This window comes from Streptomyces sp. NPDC101151 (assembly GCF_044768335.1).
Lineage (GTDB): Bacteria > Actinomycetota > Actinomycetes > Streptomycetales > Streptomycetaceae > Streptomyces.
Genome location: NZ_JBIWPP010000035.1, coordinates 1 through 20517 on the forward strand (window position 1 = coordinate 1; position 20517 = coordinate 20517).

At 67.4% G+C, this 20517-nt stretch carries 16 protein-coding genes and 3 pseudogenes; 8 read left to right on the forward strand and 11 right to left on the reverse strand.

All coding sequences use genetic code 11. From position 1 onward, the window contains the following. Positions 1–212: 212 nt before the first annotated feature. The 3 genes and pseudogenes from ACIRU3_RS38225 to ACIRU3_RS38235 form a co-directional block, all read right to left on the reverse strand. A pseudogene (locus ACIRU3_RS38225) lies at positions 213–335 on the reverse strand (IS6 family transposase); the annotation flags it as partial. Positions 336–433: 98 nt separating this feature from the next. Then, positions 434–1444 (reverse strand): substrate-binding domain-containing protein, encoded by a 1011-nt coding sequence (locus ACIRU3_RS38230; RefSeq protein WP_404066765.1) that lies wholly within the window; start codon positions 1442–1444, stop codon positions 434–436. Between the two features lie 1185 nt (positions 1445–2629). Continuing rightward, positions 2630–2972: pseudogene (locus ACIRU3_RS38235) on the reverse strand (transposase family protein); the annotation flags it as partial. 778 nt (positions 2973–3750) lie between these two features. Between ACIRU3_RS38235 and ACIRU3_RS38240 the strand changes: the two are divergent. Both ACIRU3_RS38240 and ACIRU3_RS38245 read left to right on the forward strand, forming a co-directional pair. Beyond that, a complete protein-coding gene (locus ACIRU3_RS38240; protein ID WP_404066768.1) occupies positions 3751–4134 on the forward strand; it encodes a hypothetical protein in 384 nt (127 codons plus the stop codon). An 892-nt stretch (positions 4135–5026) separates the two neighbouring features. Next, positions 5027–5518, forward strand: coding sequence for a cupin domain-containing protein (locus ACIRU3_RS38245; RefSeq protein WP_404066770.1), 492 nt, complete (start codon positions 5027–5029; stop codon positions 5516–5518). Positions 5519–6104: 586 nt separating this feature from the next. On the opposite strand, the gene ACIRU3_RS38250 is transcribed toward ACIRU3_RS38245, so the two are convergent. Then, a complete protein-coding gene (locus ACIRU3_RS38250; protein WP_404066773.1) occupies positions 6105–6542 on the reverse strand; it encodes a subtilase-type protease inhibitor in 438 nt (145 codons plus the stop codon). Positions 6543–7097: 555 nt separating this feature from the next. On the opposite strand from ACIRU3_RS38250, the gene ACIRU3_RS38255 reads away from it, so the two are divergent. The 3 genes from ACIRU3_RS38255 to ACIRU3_RS38265 all read left to right on the forward strand — a co-directional run bounded on the left by ACIRU3_RS38255 (position 7098) and on the right by ACIRU3_RS38265 (position 9844). Continuing rightward, positions 7098–7337, forward strand: coding sequence for a transposase (locus tag ACIRU3_RS38255; protein ID WP_404066775.1), 240 nt, complete (start codon positions 7098–7100; stop codon positions 7335–7337). Further along, positions 7264–8475 carry an RNA-guided endonuclease InsQ/TnpB family protein gene (locus ACIRU3_RS38260; protein ID WP_404066778.1) on the forward strand — a complete coding sequence of 404 codons (1212 nt, stop codon included), beginning with the start codon at positions 7264–7266 and terminating at the stop codon, positions 8473–8475. The genes ACIRU3_RS38255 and ACIRU3_RS38260 overlap by 74 nt, the downstream gene beginning before the upstream one ends. Before the next feature lie 259 nt (positions 8476–8734). After that, on the forward strand, positions 8735–9844 hold the full coding sequence (locus tag ACIRU3_RS38265; protein WP_404066781.1) for an alpha-hydroxy acid oxidase: 1110 nt from the start codon (positions 8735–8737) through the stop codon (positions 9842–9844). A gap of 107 nt (positions 9845–9951) precedes the next feature. Here the strand turns inward: ACIRU3_RS38265 and ACIRU3_RS38270 are convergent, their stop codons facing one another. Next, positions 9952–10152, reverse strand: coding sequence for a trypco2 family protein (locus ACIRU3_RS38270; RefSeq protein WP_404066784.1), 201 nt, complete (start codon positions 10150–10152; stop codon positions 9952–9954). A gap of 335 nt (positions 10153–10487) precedes the next feature. On the opposite strand from ACIRU3_RS38270, the gene ACIRU3_RS38275 reads away from it, so the two are divergent. Further along, positions 10488–10709, forward strand: coding sequence for a hypothetical protein (locus ACIRU3_RS38275; protein ID WP_404066787.1), 222 nt, complete (start codon positions 10488–10490; stop codon positions 10707–10709). Between the two features lie 250 nt (positions 10710–10959). On the opposite strand, the gene ACIRU3_RS38280 is transcribed toward ACIRU3_RS38275, so the two are convergent. The 6 genes from ACIRU3_RS38280 to ACIRU3_RS38305 are packed head-to-tail and all read right to left on the reverse strand — an operon-like array spanning position 10960 to position 18106. After that, positions 10960–11529: a hypothetical protein gene (locus ACIRU3_RS38280; RefSeq protein WP_404066790.1), complete on the reverse strand. Its 570-nt coding sequence runs from the start codon at positions 11527–11529 to the stop codon at positions 10960–10962. 2 nt (positions 11530–11531) lie between these two features. After that, positions 11532–15728, reverse strand: coding sequence for a trypsin-like peptidase domain-containing protein (locus ACIRU3_RS38285; protein ID WP_404066793.1), 4197 nt, complete (start codon positions 15726–15728; stop codon positions 11532–11534). Further along, positions 15707–16057: a CU044_2847 family protein gene (locus ACIRU3_RS38290; RefSeq protein WP_404066796.1), complete on the reverse strand. Its 351-nt coding sequence runs from the start codon at positions 16055–16057 to the stop codon at positions 15707–15709. Before ACIRU3_RS38290 ends, ACIRU3_RS38285 begins: the two co-directional genes overlap by 22 nt. 18 nt (positions 16058–16075) lie before the next feature. Beyond that, on the reverse strand, positions 16076–16852 hold the full coding sequence (locus ACIRU3_RS38295) for a hypothetical protein (protein ID WP_404066798.1): 777 nt from the start codon (positions 16850–16852) through the stop codon (positions 16076–16078). A gap of 25 nt (positions 16853–16877) precedes the next feature. Further along, positions 16878–17084 carry a DUF397 domain-containing protein gene (locus ACIRU3_RS38300; RefSeq protein WP_404066800.1) on the reverse strand — a complete coding sequence of 69 codons (207 nt, stop codon included), beginning with the start codon at positions 17082–17084 and terminating at the stop codon, positions 16878–16880. A gap of 56 nt (positions 17085–17140) precedes the next feature. Then, on the reverse strand, positions 17141–18106 hold the full coding sequence (locus ACIRU3_RS38305) for a hypothetical protein (RefSeq protein ID WP_404066802.1): 966 nt from the start codon (positions 18104–18106) through the stop codon (positions 17141–17143). 212 nt (positions 18107–18318) lie between these two features. Here ACIRU3_RS38305 and ACIRU3_RS38310 point away from each other — a divergent pair. Continuing rightward, positions 18319–18753 (forward strand): annotated as a pseudogene (locus tag ACIRU3_RS38310) (Ku protein); the annotation flags it as partial. Between the two features lie 310 nt (positions 18754–19063). Then, positions 19064–20485: a VCBS repeat-containing protein gene (locus ACIRU3_RS38315; protein WP_404066804.1), complete on the forward strand. Its 1422-nt coding sequence runs from the start codon at positions 19064–19066 to the stop codon at positions 20483–20485. Positions 20486–20517 lie beyond the last annotated feature (32 nt).

Consider the following 20517-nt stretch of genomic DNA (forward strand, 5'->3'; position numbering starts at 1 on the left):
GTGGAAAACTGACGTCCTCGCAAACGTCACGCTACCGAGCAGGGCCGCCCTCACGATCAAGTACAGCGAGCCGAGACCTCCGTGAATAGGCCTCCGGGTACAGGGGAATCGACGAAATACGGTTCGCGGGGTGACCGAATGCGTGGAGCGGCGTCAAAGGGCAGGGACACAGGACTCGAATCACGACGCCCTGAGGATCGAGACGCCTGGAGTTCGAGCACGAGCTCCTCGACCTCGCGGTGGCTACAGGGGAAGCGGAAGTACAGCCACACGTAGTACGAGACGATCTCCACCGGGTAGCGGTGGTTCTTGTAGGACGGTGGCACATCCGACACGAGCGATCCCCTCCCCGGACACGGACAACTCGAAGATCATCCCCCCAGACCGGCAACGTGACAGCACCCTCTGCACCGCTCAACTTTGAAGATCCTGATCACCGTGCGCTGGGCTTGATCTGAGGAAGCTTGTCTATCTTATTCAGAGCGCTCCGATCGAAAATCTGCGGAATCGCTGGGCGACTCAGTAGCGTTTCATCATTTTTCAAGTGCTCCTGCCCCTGAAGCAGACGGAGGGCCAACCATCCTTGCATGAAAAAGTGTATATCGACGGCGAAGTCGATCTTTTCGCTGCGAATGGCTGCGACTGTTTCCTCATTGAGGCCGAATGTCGCCACCCGCGCACGACTTCGCGCCTCGGCCACTGCCTGAGTGGCAGGAAGTGCACCTGACGACCCGGCGGTGAACACTGCATCGATTGACGGGTCCTGCTGCAGCTTTGCGGAAATCACTTTCGTCAGCGAGGTGTCATTCGTGCCCGCGCGGAGTGTTTCCGTTTTTCCTTTGAAGGCCTTCTGGACACCTGCGCAGCGATCTTCCACGGCAGCGTCCTGGATGACACAGATGACGTGCTTCAAGCCTTCCTTGCTGAGCTGCGCACCGGCGGACGAGCCCACTGCGGCGTCTGGCATCCCGACAAACAGCACCGGTGGTTTCATCGACTTCCAGGATCCGGGCTCGAGCCCGGCGACTGAAACGCCTGCCTTCTGGGCTTTGCTGATGATCTCCTTGAGAGGCTGCGGATTCGTCAGCACAAGGGCAACGCCGTCGATCTTGTCGTCAATCGCCTTCTGGATCGAGTCGGCCTGTTCGTCCGTGGAGGAGGCGCGGGCATAACTGACGTCGACGTCGCTGGATCCGGCTTGCTGTATCCCGTTCAGGATCATGCGCAGGGAAGGCTCAGACGGGTCGGATTGATAAATCATACGGACCTTGATGTGGGGCTCGGCGCTGCCGGTCATAGACGGACTGGCACCAGATGCCTCTGGACTGGCACCAGATGCCTCCGGGTGTTTTTCCTCGCAGCCGGCCGCAGCCACAGCGACGAGTAGCGCGCCGCATACGAGCGCAACGATGCCTGCCTTGCTGAACTTGATGGAACTGCTCATTGCCAAAGACCTTACGGTGGGGGAGAACGAAGAAGGCAGATCGCTTCTGAATCTGCGGGAGAGACGGACACGGGATAACAGCCGTCGGGCAGCTGCGCCGCCGGCATGACGGCTGTCGGCGAGCCCCGGTCGCGGCTGCCGGAGCTGCCGGTGAGAAATACGGGGAAGGAAGAGTGCTGATGGGAACAGCCGTCCCGGGGTAAGGCGCTACGCCACGTCGGCCCCAGGCGCTGGGCGGTCACCCTCAGCAGGGCGGACCGGGCGAGGACGGCGTCCCGCCCGGTGGTGTAGGGGATCAAGACATCGGAATCCGCAGGCCAGGGACGGTGGTGCCGCCCGATCGGGTGTCCAACTCGCCTTACCGGCACGCTTCGTGGGCGAGGCAGTCGGCCAGTTTTCAGCCGGGACTCCGCCACATACAGTCGACGTCGAGCTTGCTGGACACGGTGGTCCGGCCCCGGTCGCAATCAGACCACCGGTGCCGTTGCAGTCCGGGAAGCTGTGGACATACCCCTGGCAGATCAATGAGTTGTGCCACCAGCGACGGGTTCCGATGTAATTGGAATTCACGTCGTCACCCTGCCTATGTGCGCCAGCTGATTACATGCATGCTAGAAAGACGCTTCCCGTCGGCGTCAACGAGCGGTCACCACATCTGCGCGTTCGGGCAGCCGCATGCGGGGCCCTGGACAGGTCCCAAACAACCCGCGGTGAGGCGTTGCCAGGCAAACCTTCAGTGGGTAATCGGAGGGTGACGGTTGTTGCCTGCGCGGCCGTGTGAGCTCGAGCGTATGTGGCTGTGATTGGATCTTGCCATGTCCGATCTTGAAGTGCTGTGCCGAGACGAGCTGATCGCGCTTGTCCGGCGTCAGGACGCCCAGATCACGATGCTCCCTTGAAAATGACGTGACTGGGTCATGCGGCGTCCCCTCGTTCGAGAGTGACGTCGTAGCCGAGCTCGTCGAGTGGGGCGATGAGGCGTCGCCGGTGTCGTTCCTCGCCGAGGCGGTGGGTGAAGTAGTCGGGTCCGAGGCCCTGGTAGAGAACGTCGTTGGAGAGGATGTGGTAGGCGGATACGAGCATGCTGTGCGCGACCGCGACAATGGTCCGCTTCTCTCCGCGCCGGGGTCGTAGCCGGTGGTGCTGGGCGTACAGGTGGCTGCCCTTGGACCGGCCGACGGCGAGCGCGACCTGGTGATCGCTCGTGAGGACGAGGGTGCCGTCCACGATCAGCACGGCATCACAACGGAACCGTCTGCGCGGCGGCAGCGCCAGCGACGATCCGGTCGGCCGCGGACTTGGACACCCGAACAGCGGCGCCGGCTGGCGCAGCGTGAGGTTCGTCCGCCAGTACGCGGCCACCCAGAAGCACGGGGTCCTCCAGCGACAGGCTCCACAGTCGGCCCTTGCGCACCGGATCCACACCTTCACGACCCAACGGGCTGATCAGCTTGCCGAACTGACGTGGGCTCAGCCCGGTGAACGGTGCTGGCCAGGACGGCTCCGACGCCGTGATCACACCAGACACGACAAGAACATCTCACCCGCGACCAACAGTTACGCGACAACCTTGGACCGCTTCCCTGAGACCCTCGACACCACCGTCCAGCTCGAACTCCTCCGCACCTGGAGCCCAACTGATCAACGAGTTCTGAATAACCTTCACGGTGCCGTTGGTTCTGTCAGGTTCTTTGTGCTGCCCTTTTGGGCGTTGTGGTGGCGTGGTGGCGGCTGATTATGGAGGCACGCGACATGGTGTGCTGCCCGCGCGCAGGCAGCCGATGGTGTGGTCGGCTGTTCGGGCATTCCCACGTCGTACGTCGTAGCTCTTCTAGCTGGTCATGCCCGGCGTTACTGAGGTATGGCCGCAGGCCAATTGTTCTGCAACGGCCCGAGCCGCTCATAAGCCCTGCTCGGGCAGGACTGGAGTCCACGTGACACACTTCAGACCAGCACTTTCGCGGCGAGGTCGCCTTGCTGCACTGTCGCTGCTCAGCGCCTCCGTGCTCACAGCCCTTGCCAGCACGTCCGCTTACGCCGCCCAGGCAGATCAAGCGAACCGTCTGCCGACTTCGAAGGGCTACCCCGCAATAGTCCCGTGGGTGCCGAACTATATATGGGACTGCAACCACTCGACCGGTCCGAGTGTCACAGCGACCAATGGGACGGACCCGCACGGGTATGACTACGTAGAATACCCCAAGTGCTACTTCAATCCGTCCGGCACGCCGCAAATGGTGCTCGGGGCGCCGGAGAAGAAGTCCGCGGACATCAACAACTGCGGTGCGACAGCACCCTCGTACATCATGAAGAACTTCACCGCCACAGTCACGAACGAAGTGTCAGACATGTCCGGGTATTCGACGCAGGTTGAGGCGGGCCTCCAGCTCGGCGAGGCACTGAAGCTGGGCATCAATCATGCCTGGCAGAATTCGCACACGGTGTCCAGCGGCACCGCCTACGCCGAGAGCACGACCTACAACCTGTCCGTGAATCCCAATTCGATCGGCTATGTCCAGTGGCGGCCCTACCTCGCGCAGGTATCCGGCACCGTGATAGCCGATTACCTGGAGCTTACCCACAACTCATTCAGCTGGAGAGGCACGTACAAAACGGCAACCCCGGTGCTGCTTCCGGGGACCGACTCGGCAGACGGCGAGTGGAAGGTAGTCAACCGGCCCTGCCCGTAACGATCTCCGCCGGTGAAATGCGCCGGTGTCGCCCTGGAAACCCGCCTCCCTGCCGGTACTGCAGGGGCGTTTCGTGTCGGCCGGCGGGATGACTCGTTGGTCTGTCCGTGGGAGACGCTGCGTGATGTGGAGTTGTGGGCGGAGTGGTTCGAGGCTTCGTCGCGCGGCTCACAGGTCTGTTCTGTCGGAAGGATCTGCGTGGGAACGTACACGCTCGCGACGTGGTGCACGGCAGCGGATGTGGCTGCACCGTGACGTGAGAAGAGCCGTACGAGTTGGGAGAGTTGTGGAGCGATCCTTGGCCCGTACGGCTCTCTCGCATCGAAAATGCACCGGCATCTCGCGGAACCAACTCGGCGAGAACGTCGAGGTCACGACCGTCTGCGCGCCGAAGGCGGCGGCCGGCTGCCACGCAGCCGCCCAGATGAGGAACGTCGCCGCACAGAGCGGGACGCCGCGGCACGGCAGGCACGGCGGCCCGTGTGCAAGGGCTGCGGGCGCACGTTCACCGACGACCGGTGGGAGCGGATCGAGGCGCGGGGGAGGGGATCAGCCGCGCGAGTGGCCCCCGCACGTGTGCGACGACTGTCAGAGCCGGGCCGGCGCAGCCCAGCAGCAGGCTGAAGCCGACGAACGCGAGCGTCAGGAGCCGGAACGCCTCCGCCAGGAAGCGGAGGCACAGGCCGCCGCGCGGAAGGCCGGCGGCCGGCTTTCCCGATTCCGGACCTGAACACTGTGAGGACAGCCCAGCAGGGCGTCGGTCAGTGGCTGAGCACGATGAGCAGCCGCTGCGCGGCCGGGTCTGGGGCACCGGCCCCGACCGCCGGGGACCGCTTGCGGCTCGGAGGTACGTCGAACGGGGTCTGGGCACTGCCACGGGCACAATGCCCCCATGACCGATGATCAGTTGCGCATTCCCGCCCGCCCGCTGCTGCGTCGCCCGCGGGACGGTGAGCTCATAGACGTCGCCGGCGTCGCGCACTTCTTCCGGCTCACCGGCGAGCACACGGGCGGGCACTTCGCCTTCGAGGAGTTCACCCTGGCCCCCGACACCATCGGTGCCAGGCCGCATGTGCATGAAGGACATGACGAGTACTTCTACGTCCTTGAGGGCCAGTTGACGCTCCACACCGGGGACGAGGAGGTGACGGTGGGCCCCGGGCATCTGCTCGCCGCGACCCGTGGCACCCCGCACGGCTTCCGCAACGCAGGCCCTGTCCCCGCACGCGCCTTGTGCCTCTACACCCCGGCCGGCTACGAGAACTACTTCCGCGACGTCCACGCCACGGTGAGCGCCGGGGCCGAGGCGACCGATGAGCTGCTGGCCGAATTCCGCAGCCGGTACCGGACCAGCTCCTACCCGGTTCCCCCGGACCGGTCCTAGCCGGGCGGTGGCCATGTGCTGTTGCGTGGAACCCGAGCGTTCTGTCCCCAGTTGCCTTGACCGTGGAGAAGGCAAGGCGAACACCCCGGACGTGTTCGGTCCGTCCGACGCTGCGCTGAGGGCGGTGGAGGGCGAGGGCACGCACTCTCGCGCTTGCCGACCGGCTGTGCGGTGGACGGCTTGAGGTGCTCGAGCAGGAGCCGGCCAAAGGCCCGATGGCTCATGGTGCCGGGGTGGCGGCGTCGGCGAGATGCCGGCCGGTCCGGCCGGTGGGCCGGCGAGTGCCGGGCACCGGGCTGGAGCAGCGCGACAACTGCGACGGCGCGCGGCATGGACCTGTCGCGGCGCGGTGTCCGCGTCGGCGAGGAGGGGGAGTTGCTGGGCCGGTGCCGCCACCAGCCGACTGGCTGCTCACCTGAGGGGGCGGCCAGTTGGACGGTGTGAGGTCGTGCAGGACGCGTGCTGTCTCGGAGTGTCGTCCTCGTCCGTGATGGCGGGCCGTGTGTTCCGGTGTCGTGGAGCCGACGGTTCCGAGGAGGTCTGTGTCTCGCTCGGAACCGTGTGTCGTCTGTGTACGCAGGTGCGGTCAGAAGCTGAAGAGGCTGCTCTGCTCGACCGTGTTGTTCATTTCGCAGGAGTTCGCAAAGGTGTGTTTCCAGGAAGTACGCGTTCCCTGCCAAACGCCGTCGGCGGTGATGGTCACGGGGGACCAGAGCTGTGTGCAGGCCTGACCGGATGCCGTGGACAGCAGGGAGTCGAGGCGACCGTCGGCCTTGCGTAGATCCGCGCAGGCTGCAGCAGGGGCAGGGTGGGTGCCGGAGGCGCCGGGTGCGCAGCTCAGTGTGACGGCGCGAGCTGCGGTGTCGGTTGATCCTCCGGGGTAGGACACGGTCAGGACCAGTGCCGAGGGCGCGTAGAGGCTGGACGGGGCTGCGGTGGCTGCGACCGAGGAGGCGGCTAATGCCGCGCCGATCACGCTGACGGCGGCTGCGGCGGCACCGGCGGAGCGCAGGTTCATGCGCATGGAAGCTCCTTCATGAGGGTCGGGGGCCTTGTGGGCCGGGAGCAGCTTCGCCTGAGCAACGGGGCAAGGCCAGTTGACGGAACATGATTCAGACGTGTTGGACTTGTGTGTGTGCTGTGAATCCCATGTGCCCAGGTCGCAAGCGGGCCCAGGTGGCATGAAGATCTGCATTCACAGCGAACGCAGGTGAATTCGACTAGTCCGAGGTAGAGGAAAGCCCAGGTCGACGTGGTCGCCACGCTGCACAAAATGGCCGGAAGTCAGAGAGCCCTGCCGACTTGCCGGCAGCCCGTCCGTGAGGCGCACAGGCCGCGTAGGTCCTCGTCCGAGAGCGGGGACGGTCGCACGGGGTGACGCGGTCCTTGAACGCTCAGATCCGTGCCCGCGCCCGCCTGCGCGATGCGACGGAAGATTGCGAGGCCAAGGCCGCAGACAAGGGCTGGGAGATCATCGCCCTTGAGGTGATGCCCGATCACGTGGACCTGTTCGTCAAGCACGAGCCGAAGGCGTCCGCGTCCTACGTTGCGAAACCAGTTCAAGGGCTTCACCTCCCGCGTGCTGCGGGCCGAGTTCGCGCACCTGAAGTCGCAGATGCCCACACTGTGGTCGTCGTCGTTCTTCGTCGCCTCGGTCGGTGCGGTGAGCGCGGACACGGTGGAGAAGTACATCAACGCCCAGTGGGAACGCCCCTGGACGAGGAAGCGGAAGGAGGACGCTGAGCGTGCACCGCGCATACAAGTTCCTCCTGCGCCCCACTGTCCGTCAGGCACAGGCGCTGTCCGAGATGCTGCGTGATCACTGCTCGCTCTACAACGGGGCCGTGCAGGAACGGCGCGACGCCTACCTCCACGCCTCGAGGACGAGCATCACGTACGGCCGGCAGTCCGCGCAGCTCAAGGAGATCCGGGCGTTCGATCCGGAGCGCCAGGGCCGCTGGTCGTTCTCGTCGCAGCAGGCGACGCTCCGCCGTCTGGACAGGGCGTTCCAGGCGTTCTTCCGCCGGGTCAAGGCCGGTGAGAAGCCCGGTTACCAGCGCTTTCGCGGGGTGAACTGGTTCGACACGGTGGAGTTCCCCAAGGACGGGGACGGCTGCCGGTGGGACTCCACCCCGCACGATCGCGTCACCCGCGTGAGGCTGCAGGGTGTCGGGCACGTCCGCGTGCACCAGCACCGGCCCGTGCGCGGCCGGGTCAAGACGGTCTCGGTCAAGCGCGAGGGACGGCAGTGGTACGTCGTCCTCGCCTGCGACGAAGTACCTGCCGAACCGCTCCCCGCCACGGGCGCGGTGACCGGCATCGACATGGGCGTAGCCCACTTCCTCACTACCTCCGGGGGCGAGCACCAGCCCAACCCGAGGCACAGCAAGGGCAACACCGATGCCCTCGCCGACGCTCAACGCGCCCTCAAGGCGTTCCCGCGCCGCACACGGGACAACCGCACCGCGAAGCACCGCCGGGCGGTGGAGAAGGTCGCCGCTCTCTACCGCAAAGTACGCCGACGGCGTACCGACCACGCACACAAGACCGCTCTGGCGATGGTCCGCACCTACGACGTCATAGCGCACGAGCGCCTGAACATCGCGAACATGGTCCGCGCACCCAAGCCGAAGCCTGACCCCGACAATGCGGGCGCGTTCCTTTCCAACGGGTCTGCCGCCAAGGCCGGGCTGAACAAGAGCGTCCACGACGCGGGCTGGGGGGTGTTCCTGGGCATCCTCGCGCACAAGGCTGAAAGCGCCGGTCGTCGACTGATCCCGGTGGACCCCCGCAACACCTCCCGCACCTGCCCCGCCTGCGGGCACGTGTCCGGCGAGAACCGCGTCACACAAGAGAAGTTCGAGTGCACGAGTTGCGGACCCACCGCCAACGCCGATCAAGTCGGCGCACTCAACGTCGCCATCAGGGCCGGGCTGGTCCTTCCCGACGTGGCCTAGCCACCGACAGGAGAAGCCCCCCGGATTCATCCGGGGGGAGGAGTCACGGTCGCCTCTGCTCGCCCTGGGCATGCTGATCTCCAGGGCTCCCCGGGCGCTCTCGCCCACAGCGTGGATGCCGGCGCGGACACCAGGCCTACCCCAGTGCGAAAGGGCCGACGTGGCTGTCTCTGCGGGCCCGGTCGGCACAACGAGGCGTGGCTGGGGCTGGCCGGAACCGGGCTTGCGTCCGGCGGGCGGTGTTGGTGAGGTGTGCGTCGTGGCGGCGGACAAGGAAAATTCTGGCAACTCTCCTGGTGTCGGCGGCCGGAGGATGGTCGCGCTGGACGACTACTGCACGGCGGCGCGTTGCACGGTGGCCTCCTCTGTCTGGGATTACATCGACGGCGGCAGCGGTGATGAGACGACTCTGCGCGAGAACCTGGCCGGCTACCGGCGCTACCGGCTGCGTCCGCGTGTCCTCGTCGACGTCTCCCGCTGCGACATGCGCACCACCTTGCTCGGCTCTCCGGTCGCCCTGCCCATCGCGGTAGCCCCCACCGGCTTTCACGGGTTGGTCACGCCGGAAGCCGAGTCTGCCTGTGCCCGCGCTGCGGGAGAGGCGGGCGCGCTGATGGTGGTCAGTACGTTCGCCACCAGGCGACTGGAGGATGTCGCTCGGGTGGCGCGGGGGCCGTTGTGGATGCAGTTGTACGTCTTCCGGGACCGCACGGTCAGCGAGGATCTGGTCAAGAGGGCCGAGGCGGCCGGGTACCGGGCGCTCGTCGTCACTGTGGACGCCCCGGTGAGGGGGCGCCGGGTACGGGATCTGCGCAACGCCTTCGCCCTTCCCCCGGGGCTGGCACCGGCGAATTTCCCCGACGTTGCCGACGGCTCTTCGGCCGAGCTGGCCGCGCAGCTGGCCCGGCGTATCGATCCCGCCTTCACCTGGGACGATCTGGCCTGGCTGCGCTCGCTGACCCGGCTTCCGATCGTCCTCAAGGGCGTGCTCACCGCCGAGGACGCGGCCCTCGCAGCCGAGTTGGGGGTGGCCGCGATCGTGGTCTCCAACCACGGCGGCCGCCAGCTGGACGGCTCTGTCACCGCTCTCGACGCTCTTCCCGAGGTGGTCCTGGCCGTTGCCGGACGTTGTGAGGTCCTCATCGACGGGGGCATCCGTCGTGGCTCGGACGTGCTCATCGCCCTGGCCCTGGGCGCCCGGGCAGTACTGGTGGGTCGGCCCGTACTGTGGGGTATGGCCGTCTCGGCGGCCGAAGGCGCACGGGACGTACTGTCCATCCTCGGCGCCGAGTTGGAGACCGCCATGGCGCTCTGCGGCCGTAAGGACCTCGCATCCGTGGACGCGAGCCTGGTGCGCTCGGCGTCCTAGCGCCCCTTCCAGGACACCGTAACCAGACGATGAGCACGTCACGACTGCCCGGGCCGGACTCGACCTGCAACGTGACGGTCACACGGTGCGTAGCCGCGCTCGCGCGTTCACCGCGGGGCATCTGCGGAAACGACGAATGCCTTCACCCCGCCCCCGGCCGAGGCGGTCTGGCGCAGCTCGATGCCAAGATCCAGCATGTCCTTGACCGTGAACCGGATCGGGGAGCCGTCCCCGTCCTGCTGCGCTGCAGCCAGTCCGGCGCGAACCGCCTTGATGGCCTCCGACAGCTCGGTGGCCTCTAACTCCATGTCTCCCCCTGATCACTACACCGGCGGGCCCAGCGTGCCGGGCGGTTCTCAGTCACGGAAGACCGTTTGACGTCGAAGATCGCCACCCATGGGCGAGGACTGACGAGCAAACGAAAGCCCGTGCAACGTCGCTGCCGTGACGATGCATCAGGGGGACCGGGCGGCGGCCGGCCAGGCCGTCGACGAGGAGGAAGCGGCACGGCGGGAGTTGAAGACTCAGCTGTCGTGGGACGACCCGGAGCAGGAGCCCCGGCAGACCACGTCCGTGCGGGAGTTCGGACGGGCTGCACGGCGAGACATGCGACTGCAAGGACGGCCCGGTCCTGATCCACACCATGCGTCTACCGGGCAGCACCGAGGACGGCACCGTGTGGGAGGACACCTTCGCCTGCACCCACGGTTGCAACGCGTACACGCAGACGGTGAGGCTGCCCGACGCGCCCTGGGGCGTGCGAGATGCGGTCGACCGGCACGGCCTGCCGTACGAGCGCATCCGCCTCTTCCCCGGCATACAACCCATGCAGGAGGACCTGCTGCCCGGCTTCGGAGTCGCGTGACACGCTGCCGCCCCTGCCGGCCTGCCGGAGACAACCACGGGACGTTCCACCACCGCCGGCTGACAAACCGGCGCGCCGCGGCGCCTGACCGTATGCGCGTCCAGTAGTTGATGGTGCAGACGTGGAGAAGCGGGAGTTCAGCTGCCGAAGAAGAACCAGAAGAAGAAGCGGTGACGCCGTGCGGGGCGTCAGCCGGTCGCGCAGCGGGCGTCCCCGAGTCCCGTCTCTGTCCCAATTCACAAAGTAGCGGTCAGGTCCCGAAGCAGAAGGTCGCCAAGGACAGTTCACCCGGCCCGCGGTGGGGAAGACGGTGGTGGGGGATTCGGCTCCCCTGGAGAAGCAGGGGGCCGTCTTGGAGGCTCAGCGGATTTCCCCCCGGCGGATGGCCGCCGTGCTTGCGGCTGAGCCGGAGCAGGGTCTGGACGGGTACGTCCGACAACTCCGGGTGCGTGTGCAGCGGTCCGGCGTCCCCGGACAGCAGGACCAGGACCGTCAAGGGGCACACCCGCTGGTCTGTGTGCAGGCCGAGGTGGTCGTCCGGGCCGTAGTACAGGTAGCACGAGACTGACGGCCGCACAGGATGGCCAAGCAGACGGGCGAGGCGGCGGGGTAGGACCTTGGTGTGCAGGTCGTCGCGGTGAGCGCCAGCCTCGGCGAATCGGTTGCGTGCGGGGCTCAGGAGTTGCGTCCCGTTCACAACGCTGTAGCCGCGCCGGTCCTTCAGCTCTGCGTCCGGACGGTACTGGCCAGCCTCCCTGTACAAACGGTTCCGTTCGTCGACGGTCATCAGGTCTGGGGCGATCCGGTGCCACCGGGTCATGATTACGGGCCCTCCATCCCGTTCAGCCAGGGCGCATTCGCCCGGACGCGCCGTACGGCGCGCGCCGTTTCGGTGTCTTCGTCCAGAAGAGGGTGCCAATCCAGTCGGTCACAGCCCTCCCTCAGCCAGGAACGCCAGGATCCGAGCCTCCAGAGCCGGACCGTGCGGTCCTCGCCCGCCGTGGCGGCCCATTCCCCATCCGGACTGACCGCAAGTGCCAAGACAGAGCCGGTGTGCGCCTGCCAGGGACGCAGCAGTGGCCCGCTGCGCAGCTCCCAGCTGCGCACCGTCGCGTCATCTCCGGCGCTGAGCAGCATGTGCCCATCGGGGTGAAAGGCGAGGGAGCGGACAGCGGAGTGGTGGCCGTGCCAGGGCCTGGCAGCCGGGCGTCCGTCGAGGTGCCACAGCCGTACCGTCCGGTCGGCGCCTCCACTGGCAACCGTCCGGCCGTCCGGACTGAAGGCTACGGCGTGCACATATCCCAGGTGTCCGACAAGGGGTTCGGCGTGGGGCGAACCATCCGGTCGCCACAGCCTGACCGTGCCATCCCCGCTACCTGTGGCCACCAGGTCCCCTCCGGGGCTAAACGCGACAGCGACGACACTGTGGCTGTGGCCGGTCCAGGGCCGGCCGTGCGGTGCGCCGTCGAGTCGCCACAGCCGGACTGTGCGGTCGCGGCCGGAGCTCGCCACTAGATCCGCCGCCGGGCTGAACGCAATCGCCATGACGTCAGCGGTGTGCCCGGTGAACGGTTCGGCCAGGGGACTGCCGGACAGATCCCACAGACGGACAGTGTTGTCGCGGCCGCCGGTCGCGATGACATGGAAGCCCTGCGGCGAGCAGGCCAGTGCCGTGATACCGCCATCGTGGGCGCGCGTAGCGCGGGCCAGTTCACGGCCGTCGAGATCGCGGAACAGCAGGGTCCGATCGGCTCCCGCACTGACCACACGGTTCCCGTCGTGGTTGAACGCGACCGCGGTGACGATGTCCTTGTGCCCCGTCCAGGCCGGGCGTGCTTGCCCACCGCCCCCGTCCCACCGGCGTACGGATCTGTCGCCATCGGACCCACCGATCGGCGATGGTGTGGGCATGGCGGCACCGGGTGGGAGCCAGTCCCATACCCTGATCTGCCCACCGCAGGCTCCAGCGATGGCCCGCCCGTCCGGGCTGAAAGCGACTGAGGTCACCGGATCGCCCCCGGTGACCAGTGGCGCGTGCGCGGGCGCGCCGGATACCTCACGCAGCTGCGCGGTACCGCCTTCATCCGTGCTGAGGAGCACCGTGCCGTCCGGGCTGAACGCCACGGCGGTCACCAGGCTCTGGTGTTGGGCGATTTCGGTGACCGTGCCAGCCGACGGCCGGTCTTGGCGCCCGTCCTCTGGGCGCCACAGGGTCACCGTACGACCACATGCAGCGGCAATCGAACGTTGACTCGGGCTCATAGCCACCGAGGTGACGAAGGACTGTCCTGTCTCGGTCTCGGCCTCCAGACGAAATCCGGAACACCGCCACAGCCTCAGCCGACCGGTTCCGTCCCCGGAGGCGATCAGCTGTCCGTCGACGCTGAAGACCACGGACGCGACCCAGCTGTTGTGTTCCAGCCGGGTCAGCAGCTCGCCTTCCGCTGACCACACATACAGTCCACCGTCGGCACAGGCGGCTGCCAGCAGACCACTCGGGCAGAACGCGAGACCCAGTACTGCGTCCAGCGGTCCGGCCAGACGCTCCTGGAGCGCAACCCCGGAGGACCGCCACAGCAGTACCGAGCCGTCACGCCCTCCTGCTGCAAGCAACCCACTGCCCGAATGAACAGCCACGCTCAGCACGGCATCGCCCGCGCCGAAGAGCCGTCTACCCTCCCCCGGGGGCCCGGCCATGGACCAAGTACGGACGGAGCCGCCCTCGTCGCCGCCGACGAGCCAGGCGCCGCCGGGACCGTACGCAACCGACATCACCGCGTGGCCGGATCCCGGCAGCACGAGTCTTTCCTTGGAGGCCCGCACGGCCGCGTGCAGGCCGGCCTGCACGACTGCGATGGGCTCTCCACCGAGTCCCTCGAGGCTGGTTGCGGTCGTGGCGATCACAGACGCCAGCGCCCTCGCAGGTTCCAACGCGAGCCGGGCTACGGCGTCCTCCGCCTCCCCCCGCAGCCTGGCGACCAAGTCGAGGGTTTGGGCGATCTGCCGCTGGTGCTCCGCCTCCTGCGCCGCTCGCTCGGCACGCGCGTACAGCTCCCGTTCCTGGTCACGCCGACGTTCACGAGCGGCCAAGCTCTTCTCAATGTAGGCACGTTGGCGCGCGTCGAGATCGCCCGGCCGGGTGACCAACCACCGCCGAGCCTGATCCAACTCCCGCCCATCGAGCCAACTGGGTCCTGCCGCTGCCGACCCGGAGTCGGGGAGCTGCGCGGTTGGACCGGCCGCAGCCATGGGCACAGGACCCAACCGGTATTCCAGGCTCTGCCGCCAGCGCAGGAACTCCGCGTCCTCGTCGAGCCATAGGCGCATTTGCCGCCACTCGCGCAGCAGCACGTCATGGATGAGTTCGACCGTGACCCGTCCGGTCGCATCGTCGCGACTGGTGACCAGCAGACGTCCGGACACCAGATGCCCCAGAACATCGTGGACGGCGCGGGCGGAGAAGTGGCCGTACTGGGCGTCAATCTCGTCTAGGAAGCGTCGGCGCCGGGCCTCTGGAACGCCCAACCGGTCGTCCGCGGGCTGTACGAGGAGGGTCAGGATGATACGCGCCAGCGGACGGATGGCCAGCGTAAGCTGCCCGTACACGTCGTCGGCCCATTGTGCGATGCCGCCGGCAACGCCCCCCATGGCGCGGAAAACCGCCCGCGGCACCACCCCATCCTCCTGGCGGTGCCACAACTGGGTCAGGGCGAACTCCAGCAACGGCAGCACCGTACTGCGCGCGGCCCCGGGGCGACCTGCTGGTGCGACTGCGACGGCTTCATCGAGCACAGCTTCCAGCAGTCCGTCCTCCAGAACCAGCCCAGCCCGATCAGCGGGCTTTCGGACGATGTCCGACAGTTCCTCGACATCCAGTACTGCAGGCACGTTGATCAGGTGCGGGACAACCCACCGGCTCATCAGATCAGGCAGGGCGCCAGCCAGCTTGCTGTAGAAGTCGTCCCGCATGACCAGAACCACGGTAACGGCCACCCGGCTCGCGAGCAGTCGCACAAGCTGCATCCCCAATCGTTCGACCGCTGTCTCGTCCTGGATGAGCAGATCCTCGAACTGGTCGAGGGCCAGGAGCGTGTGCGTGTCGTCCGACTGCCGGAGATCGAACAGGGAGGCATCCGCAGCCAGGTCCGACGGGCGGCAAACGATCAGGTGCCACCGCTCGCTCCCGGGCAGTGCGCCCCCGGCCAACCCGGCAATCAGCCCAGCCCGCAGCAACGAGGTCTTCCCGCTCCCCGAGGGGCCAAGCAGGGCCAGAAGCCGGGGCTGGCCGCGCAGCCGCTCCAACACGCGCCGCAGGATCCGTTCACGGCCGAAGTAGTAGGGCGCGTGCTCGGTATCGAAGAAGTCCAGGCTGCGGTACGGACACACTTGCGAGACCTGCAGGCGTGGGCAGATCCGCCGCAGCGTTTCGCTGGGCGTCGCGAACGCCGTGGCGGTGAGTCGGCCATAGGCGTCGGAGGCCGTGATGGTGGTGACCATCCCGACGACACGCTGGCTGAGCTGATCGATAACGGGTGCGCCGCTGAAGCCGCGCGTCGTCTCCGTGGTGGCGGTGAGTTGGAGCACCGGGGCACCGCTGCGGTCGGTCGTGAGGTGGCCGATGGTTCCGTACCCCCACAGTCCTTCCTCGGAAAGGCCGTCGGGGAAGCCGTACGTCATAAAGCGGTTGCCCGCGCCGCCGGCTGCCCGACGCAACGACAGCGGTACGGCCGTCCGCGGCGCTGTGCCTTCCAGCCGTAGTACGGCCACGTCTTCGGCGTCTGGACCGCACCAGTGGTCGGGATCCACGGTCGCCGTCATCCGCTCGCCGCCGACCACGAACACCAACTCGACAACGTCGCCCGGTCCCGACTCCGCGCTGTGCACGACATGGGCGCACGTGGCGATCAGACCGTCGTCCGTGAGGAGGAAACCGGTACCCGCGGTGGCCCCTTCTCGGTCGAGTACGCGGACGACGCCGTGGTGGGGTGGCGGGGGAGTCACGAGGGATCGTTGCGCCACAGCATCCGGACGCTGTAGCTGGCCTCACCAGCCGCCTTGGCGACGGCGAGGTTGCCGACTTCGCCCGTGGCCTTGATTCCGAAGTTGACCTCTAGTTCGGCGGGCCGCGGGTCCACATCGCGCACAGCCTCCACAAACACTCGGGCGTTGGCACGGACCAAGCAGGTGAGAGACTCGTCGAGGGTAGTTTGGGCGATAGCCACGGCGCCTTGCAGCCGGTCTCTGACCCCCGCCTTGACTGTGCCGTCGGACCGTGTGTCCTCGGTGCCCGAGACTTCGATCAGTACTGCTTCACCCTCGCCCGCCCCGAACTCGATGTACTGCGCCACCTGCGTCCCCTCATGTGTCTAGCGGGTGTGATTCGCAGCCCTGTGGTCGGGCCTTCCGTACTTCGTCAGATAACAGCCGAGCTCTGTGCCGCCCCACCGCATCGATCCGGCCAGCGCGGTTCTCGGGCGGGAAAACATGAGCAGGTCCATGGTGGGTGGCGGGGTGGTATCCGGCACGACTACTCCCTCCACGACGAGGGCAATCCGGTATGGAACATGGGCATCGACCGTCGCACGCACAGGCAGTTCCAACCCGCCGCCGCCCCCGCTCGTCAGGGCGTTCGGGGCCGTGGTCTCGCATAGGCTGCCCGTCAGAACGGCGACAGCGCCTTGTTCCACAGAGCTGAGATGTACGGTCGCGTGCAACCCGTCACAGTACAGGTGGTAGTGGCCGAGGAAATCGGAGGGCACGACGGTTCCCGGCACGGGCGATCCGATGGTGTGGGGCGGATGGCGCCGACCGAAGAATCCGTAGGGTTCTCCCTTCCACTCCGTAAAGCCCGTGATGCCTACAACACCGCGGGTGAATGCGTAACCCCGGTAGACCTGGTGGCTGACCTCGTTGAAGTCCTGGACGGTGAGACGGAATCCGTGGAGAAGCACCGGGTCGGCCGCGCAGACCGCAGCGAACAGCCCTTCGGTGCGGTCGTAGCTCTCGAACTCCGCGGTGAGGCGGTCGCCGTGCTGTTTCAGGACCAGGCGACACGGCCAGCCGTCGTCGTACAGGGCGTACTCGCCCAGCAGTCGCTGGTAGTCGAACCCTGCGGCGGCGCTGAGCAGTCCGTCCGAAAACACGCGCCGACCAGACTGACGAGGCCGACTACGACGCGCTGAACGAAGTGGTCTTGACTGCGTCGACAAACGCGTCCCACGCGCGTGCCCGCAGCGCGAAACGTGGCCCCGTCTCCTGGTCCTTGCTGTCGCGGACCTTGATCAGACCGTCGTGCACGCCGACCTCCACACAGGTATTGGCGTCGGGTGAGTACGACGACTTCCGGAAAGGCATGTCCTGGATCTGGCGTTCCATTGCAGCTCCTTCTGCAGGGGGCTGGTTTCCCACTGTCGGTGGGCAGCAGACGGCAGTCAAGGGCGCACGACCCGGCTCGCGGCGTCGGCTGCGATCCATTGCGCGGCGTCTCCAGCGGGTCCCGTCACCTCGACCAGTCCAACCGTGGTGACCAGGGTTTCGACCAGCCCCGCCCGGCTCTTGTGACACACCTCATCGTCCAGGCTGGGGAGACAGGCGGCGAAACCGTGTCCGTCCCCGCGCAGCAAGGGGGTGGCGCTGCCGCGTACGATGCGGGCGGTATTTTCGTACAGCTCGTATCGCATCCGACGGGGGTCGGCTTCCATGGTGTGTAACGGTACGGAAGCGTCGATGCGCAGGACGTAGGCGCCTGTGACGGGGGTCGGTTCGCGGGTAGTCGACAGTCCCACGTCCTCCGGGCGAATCGGGATCTTGCCGCTCCAACCGGAAGGCCGGGCGATCGGCAGCCGCGGCAGCAGCCAGGGGAAATTGCGGACCGCCGCCTCATGACGGATACACAGTTCGCGGCTGCCCGCCACAGCGACGGGCTGCCCTTCGTACAGGCCGACGACGCACATATCGTTGGCCACCAGCCGTCCCCCCGCCGTCTCGCACAGGGCGATCGCGGTCGAGGTCTTGCCCGCCCCGCGGCCGCCGAGCAGCAGCGCGCCGCAGCCGGAGGGCAGTCTGACACATGCCGCCACGAGGGAGGCAGCGCCCGATCGCTGCAAGAGCCGCTCCAGGATCATCTGCACCACCTGCAGGAGCGCCGTGCCGTCGTGCCCAAGGCGGTCAGTGGAGCAGCGTAGTTCGATGAGGTACGGGGCGGTGTGGACGGTGCAGAACGATTCTTCGGCGACGTCCGAGTGGACGAGGCGGGCCTGGGCAGGCACCGGCACGGAGCTCAGGCAGAACAGCGGCTGTGCACCGGTGTCGCGCAGGCGTCGGTAACCCACGCGCGGATCGATTGGCGTCGAGACACTGACGGCGATGTCGCCCATGACCGCCCACAGCTCCACCACGCGTGCTCTCTTCCCCTTACGGCGGTTGCTGACACGGCATGGATGTCATCTGCCGCGGGCCTGGCCGCCACGATGCCCAAGCGATCACTCCACCGTGTCCGGCGCATCCGCAGCTGCCGAATATGCGACATCGCAACATGCGAGCTCACCAGTCTGCGGGATGTCGCACACCAGAACTCGCCGTCAGCCGTTGCTGCTTCCCGTAGTTCGGAGAAGTCTCGAACGCGGAGATCGGCAAGGGCTACAAGTGGGTGCGGGGGACCAAGGACGTCCCGGAACAGATCATCCCGATCACCGATGAAGAACTGCGTCAGCTGCCCCTTCCGACGGCGAAGGCGATCGAGATCGAGGGGTTTGTGCCGCTGGAATCGGTAGACCCACTGAAGATCGGGGAGGGTTACTACCTGCAGCCGAGCGGGCAGGTCGCGGCGAAGCCGTACAAACTACTGGTGCAGGCCCTCGGCAGGTCCTCGTGGGTGGCCGTCGCAAAGTACGTGTGGAGCGGGCGGGAACGGCTGGGCCTGTTGCGGGTCCGCGAGGACGTGCTGGTACTGCACGCGATGCGCTGGCCCGACGAGATCCGCTCGCCGGAGGAGCTGTACCCGCCGGCCGTCGACGTCGACGAGCAGGAGGGCGAGCGCGCCCTCGATCGTGGGTGCAGGACGTCCTGCTTGCGCTGCTCCGCAACCTGTTCGCAGGCGTCGGGGTAGCAGTCCTCGGGGGTGACGGTGCCCGGTTCGGGCATCGGGTTGCGCAGGTGCCACCGCTGCACGGGCCGCGCGCCGCTTGCGCCGCCGCTGCGGGAGGCTGCCCGTCTGCCGGGCTGCACAGCCGGTGGTGAATCGGGCCCGGGGTGCTATCGGGCCCGGGGTGTTCCGGACGCTTCGCGGGGGTACCCTTACGATCTTTTGACTGCGGCGCACGTCCGGTGCGTCGGGTGGGAGGGGGATCCAGTTCATGGGGAACAGACAGGTCCTGCACGGCGGTTGGAGAACAGGAGCGCTCCTGGTCGCCGTCGTCGTGGGCGCTCCGCTGGTGGCGGCCGCGCCCGCGGGGGCCGTACACGGGGCGGTGCCCGGTGACTTCAACGGCGACGGTTACCGCGACGCCGTGCTGCCCGCGCCGGGGGCGAACGTGGCGGGCAAGAAGGGGGCCGGAGCGGTGGTCGTGCTCTACGGAGCGAAGTCGGGGCTGTCGACGTCCCGGCGGGCGACCATCACGCAGAACAGCGCGGGGGTGCCGGGAGCGGCCGAGTCGTACGACGGTTTCGGCGCGGCCACGGCGACGGCCGACCTGAATCGGGACGGTTTTGCGGACCTGGTGGTGTCCGCCCCGTACGAGGACACCACGCGGGGCAAGGACGCCGGCACGGTGACGGTCCTGTGGGGCAGCGCGAAGGGGCTGACTGCCGGCACCGACCTGCCCGCGACCACTGCCGGCAGCTATTACGGCCTGGACGTGGCAGCGCTGAGCACCGGCCCCGGCGCGAAGACCGAGGTGCTCGTCGGTGGGTATGAGGGGTCGATGGCCTTCACTGGGCCGTTCAGCCGCCGTGGCACCTACGGCCGGGCCGTGGAGAACCGGGACACCCCTTCCGTCGGAAGCGTCGCGCTGGGCGATTTCCACCACGGGGGCTTTCCGGAAGAGGTGGTCGTCTCCGTCCGGCTGAGCGAACTGAGCGGCGGTGCGGTCTACATCGACCCCAATGTGGAGGGCGAGCAGCTGAGAGGCAATGGCCTGATCGCGGCCACCGGGGACATCAACGGCGACGGATACGCCGATCTCGTGGTCGGAGACCCGGACGAGCCGCACCGGGCCGGAGCCGACGGTGCGCTCGGAGGCCGGGTGCTCGTGTGGTACGGCTCGGCGCAGGGCATCGCGCAGGACGCGCAACCGGTGCAGCTGACCCAGAACACCGCCGGTGTCCCTGGTTCGAGCGAGAAGGGGGACAAGTTCGGCGGTGCCCTCACGGTGGCCGACCTGAACCGTGACGGACTGGCGGACATCGTGATCGGCTCGCCGATGGAGGACACCAGCAAGTCAAGGGCCGGGCAGGTGACGGTCGTCCCCGGCCGCCGCACCGGCGCTCTGGGCGGCGGCGCCTACGCCTTCACCCAGGACACCGCCTCCATCCCCGACGCCGATGAGACCGACGACATGTTCGGCACCACCGTGGCGATCGGCGACATCAACAAGGACGGCAGACCGGAGCTCTTCATCAGCGCCGGGGCGGAGAACAACTTCACCGGCGCGGTCTGGGTCCTCCCGGGCGGCACCAACGGCCCTACTGCCAAGGGCAGCCGCATGATCACCGCGTCGTCCGTCGGCTTCCCGCAGGAGGACAGCACCCTCCTCGGCGGACCCCTCTCAACCAGCTGAACGCACCCGTCAGCTCCGGGCGGGCCGACCGC

Coding starts and splice junctions, on each gene's coding strand:
- ACIRU3_RS38230 (WP_404066765.1), bottom strand. CDS start 1,444: ATGAGCAGTTCCATCAAGTTCAGCAAGGCAGGCATCGTTGCGCTCGTA.
- ACIRU3_RS38240 (WP_404066768.1), top strand. CDS start 3,751: ATGAAGAACTTCACCGCCACAGTCACGAACGAAGTGTCAGACATGTCC.
- ACIRU3_RS38245 (WP_404066770.1), top strand. CDS start 5,027: ATGACCGATGATCAGTTGCGCATTCCCGCCCGCCCGCTGCTGCGTCGC.
- ACIRU3_RS38250 (WP_404066773.1), bottom strand. CDS start 6,542: ATGCGCATGAACCTGCGCTCCGCCGGTGCCGCCGCAGCCGCCGTCAGC.
- ACIRU3_RS38270 (WP_404066784.1), bottom strand. CDS start 10,152: ATGGAGTTAGAGGCCACCGAGCTGTCGGAGGCCATCAAGGCGGTTCGC.
- ACIRU3_RS38275 (WP_404066787.1), top strand. CDS start 10,488: ATGCGTCTACCGGGCAGCACCGAGGACGGCACCGTGTGGGAGGACACC.
- ACIRU3_RS38280 (WP_404066790.1), bottom strand. CDS start 11,529: ATGACCCGGTGGCACCGGATCGCCCCAGACCTGATGACCGTCGACGAA.
- ACIRU3_RS38300 (WP_404066800.1), bottom strand. CDS start 17,084: ATGGAACGCCAGATCCAGGACATGCCTTTCCGGAAGTCGTCGTACTCA.
- ACIRU3_RS38315 (WP_404066804.1), top strand. CDS start 19,064: ATGGGGAACAGACAGGTCCTGCACGGCGGTTGGAGAACAGGAGCGCTC.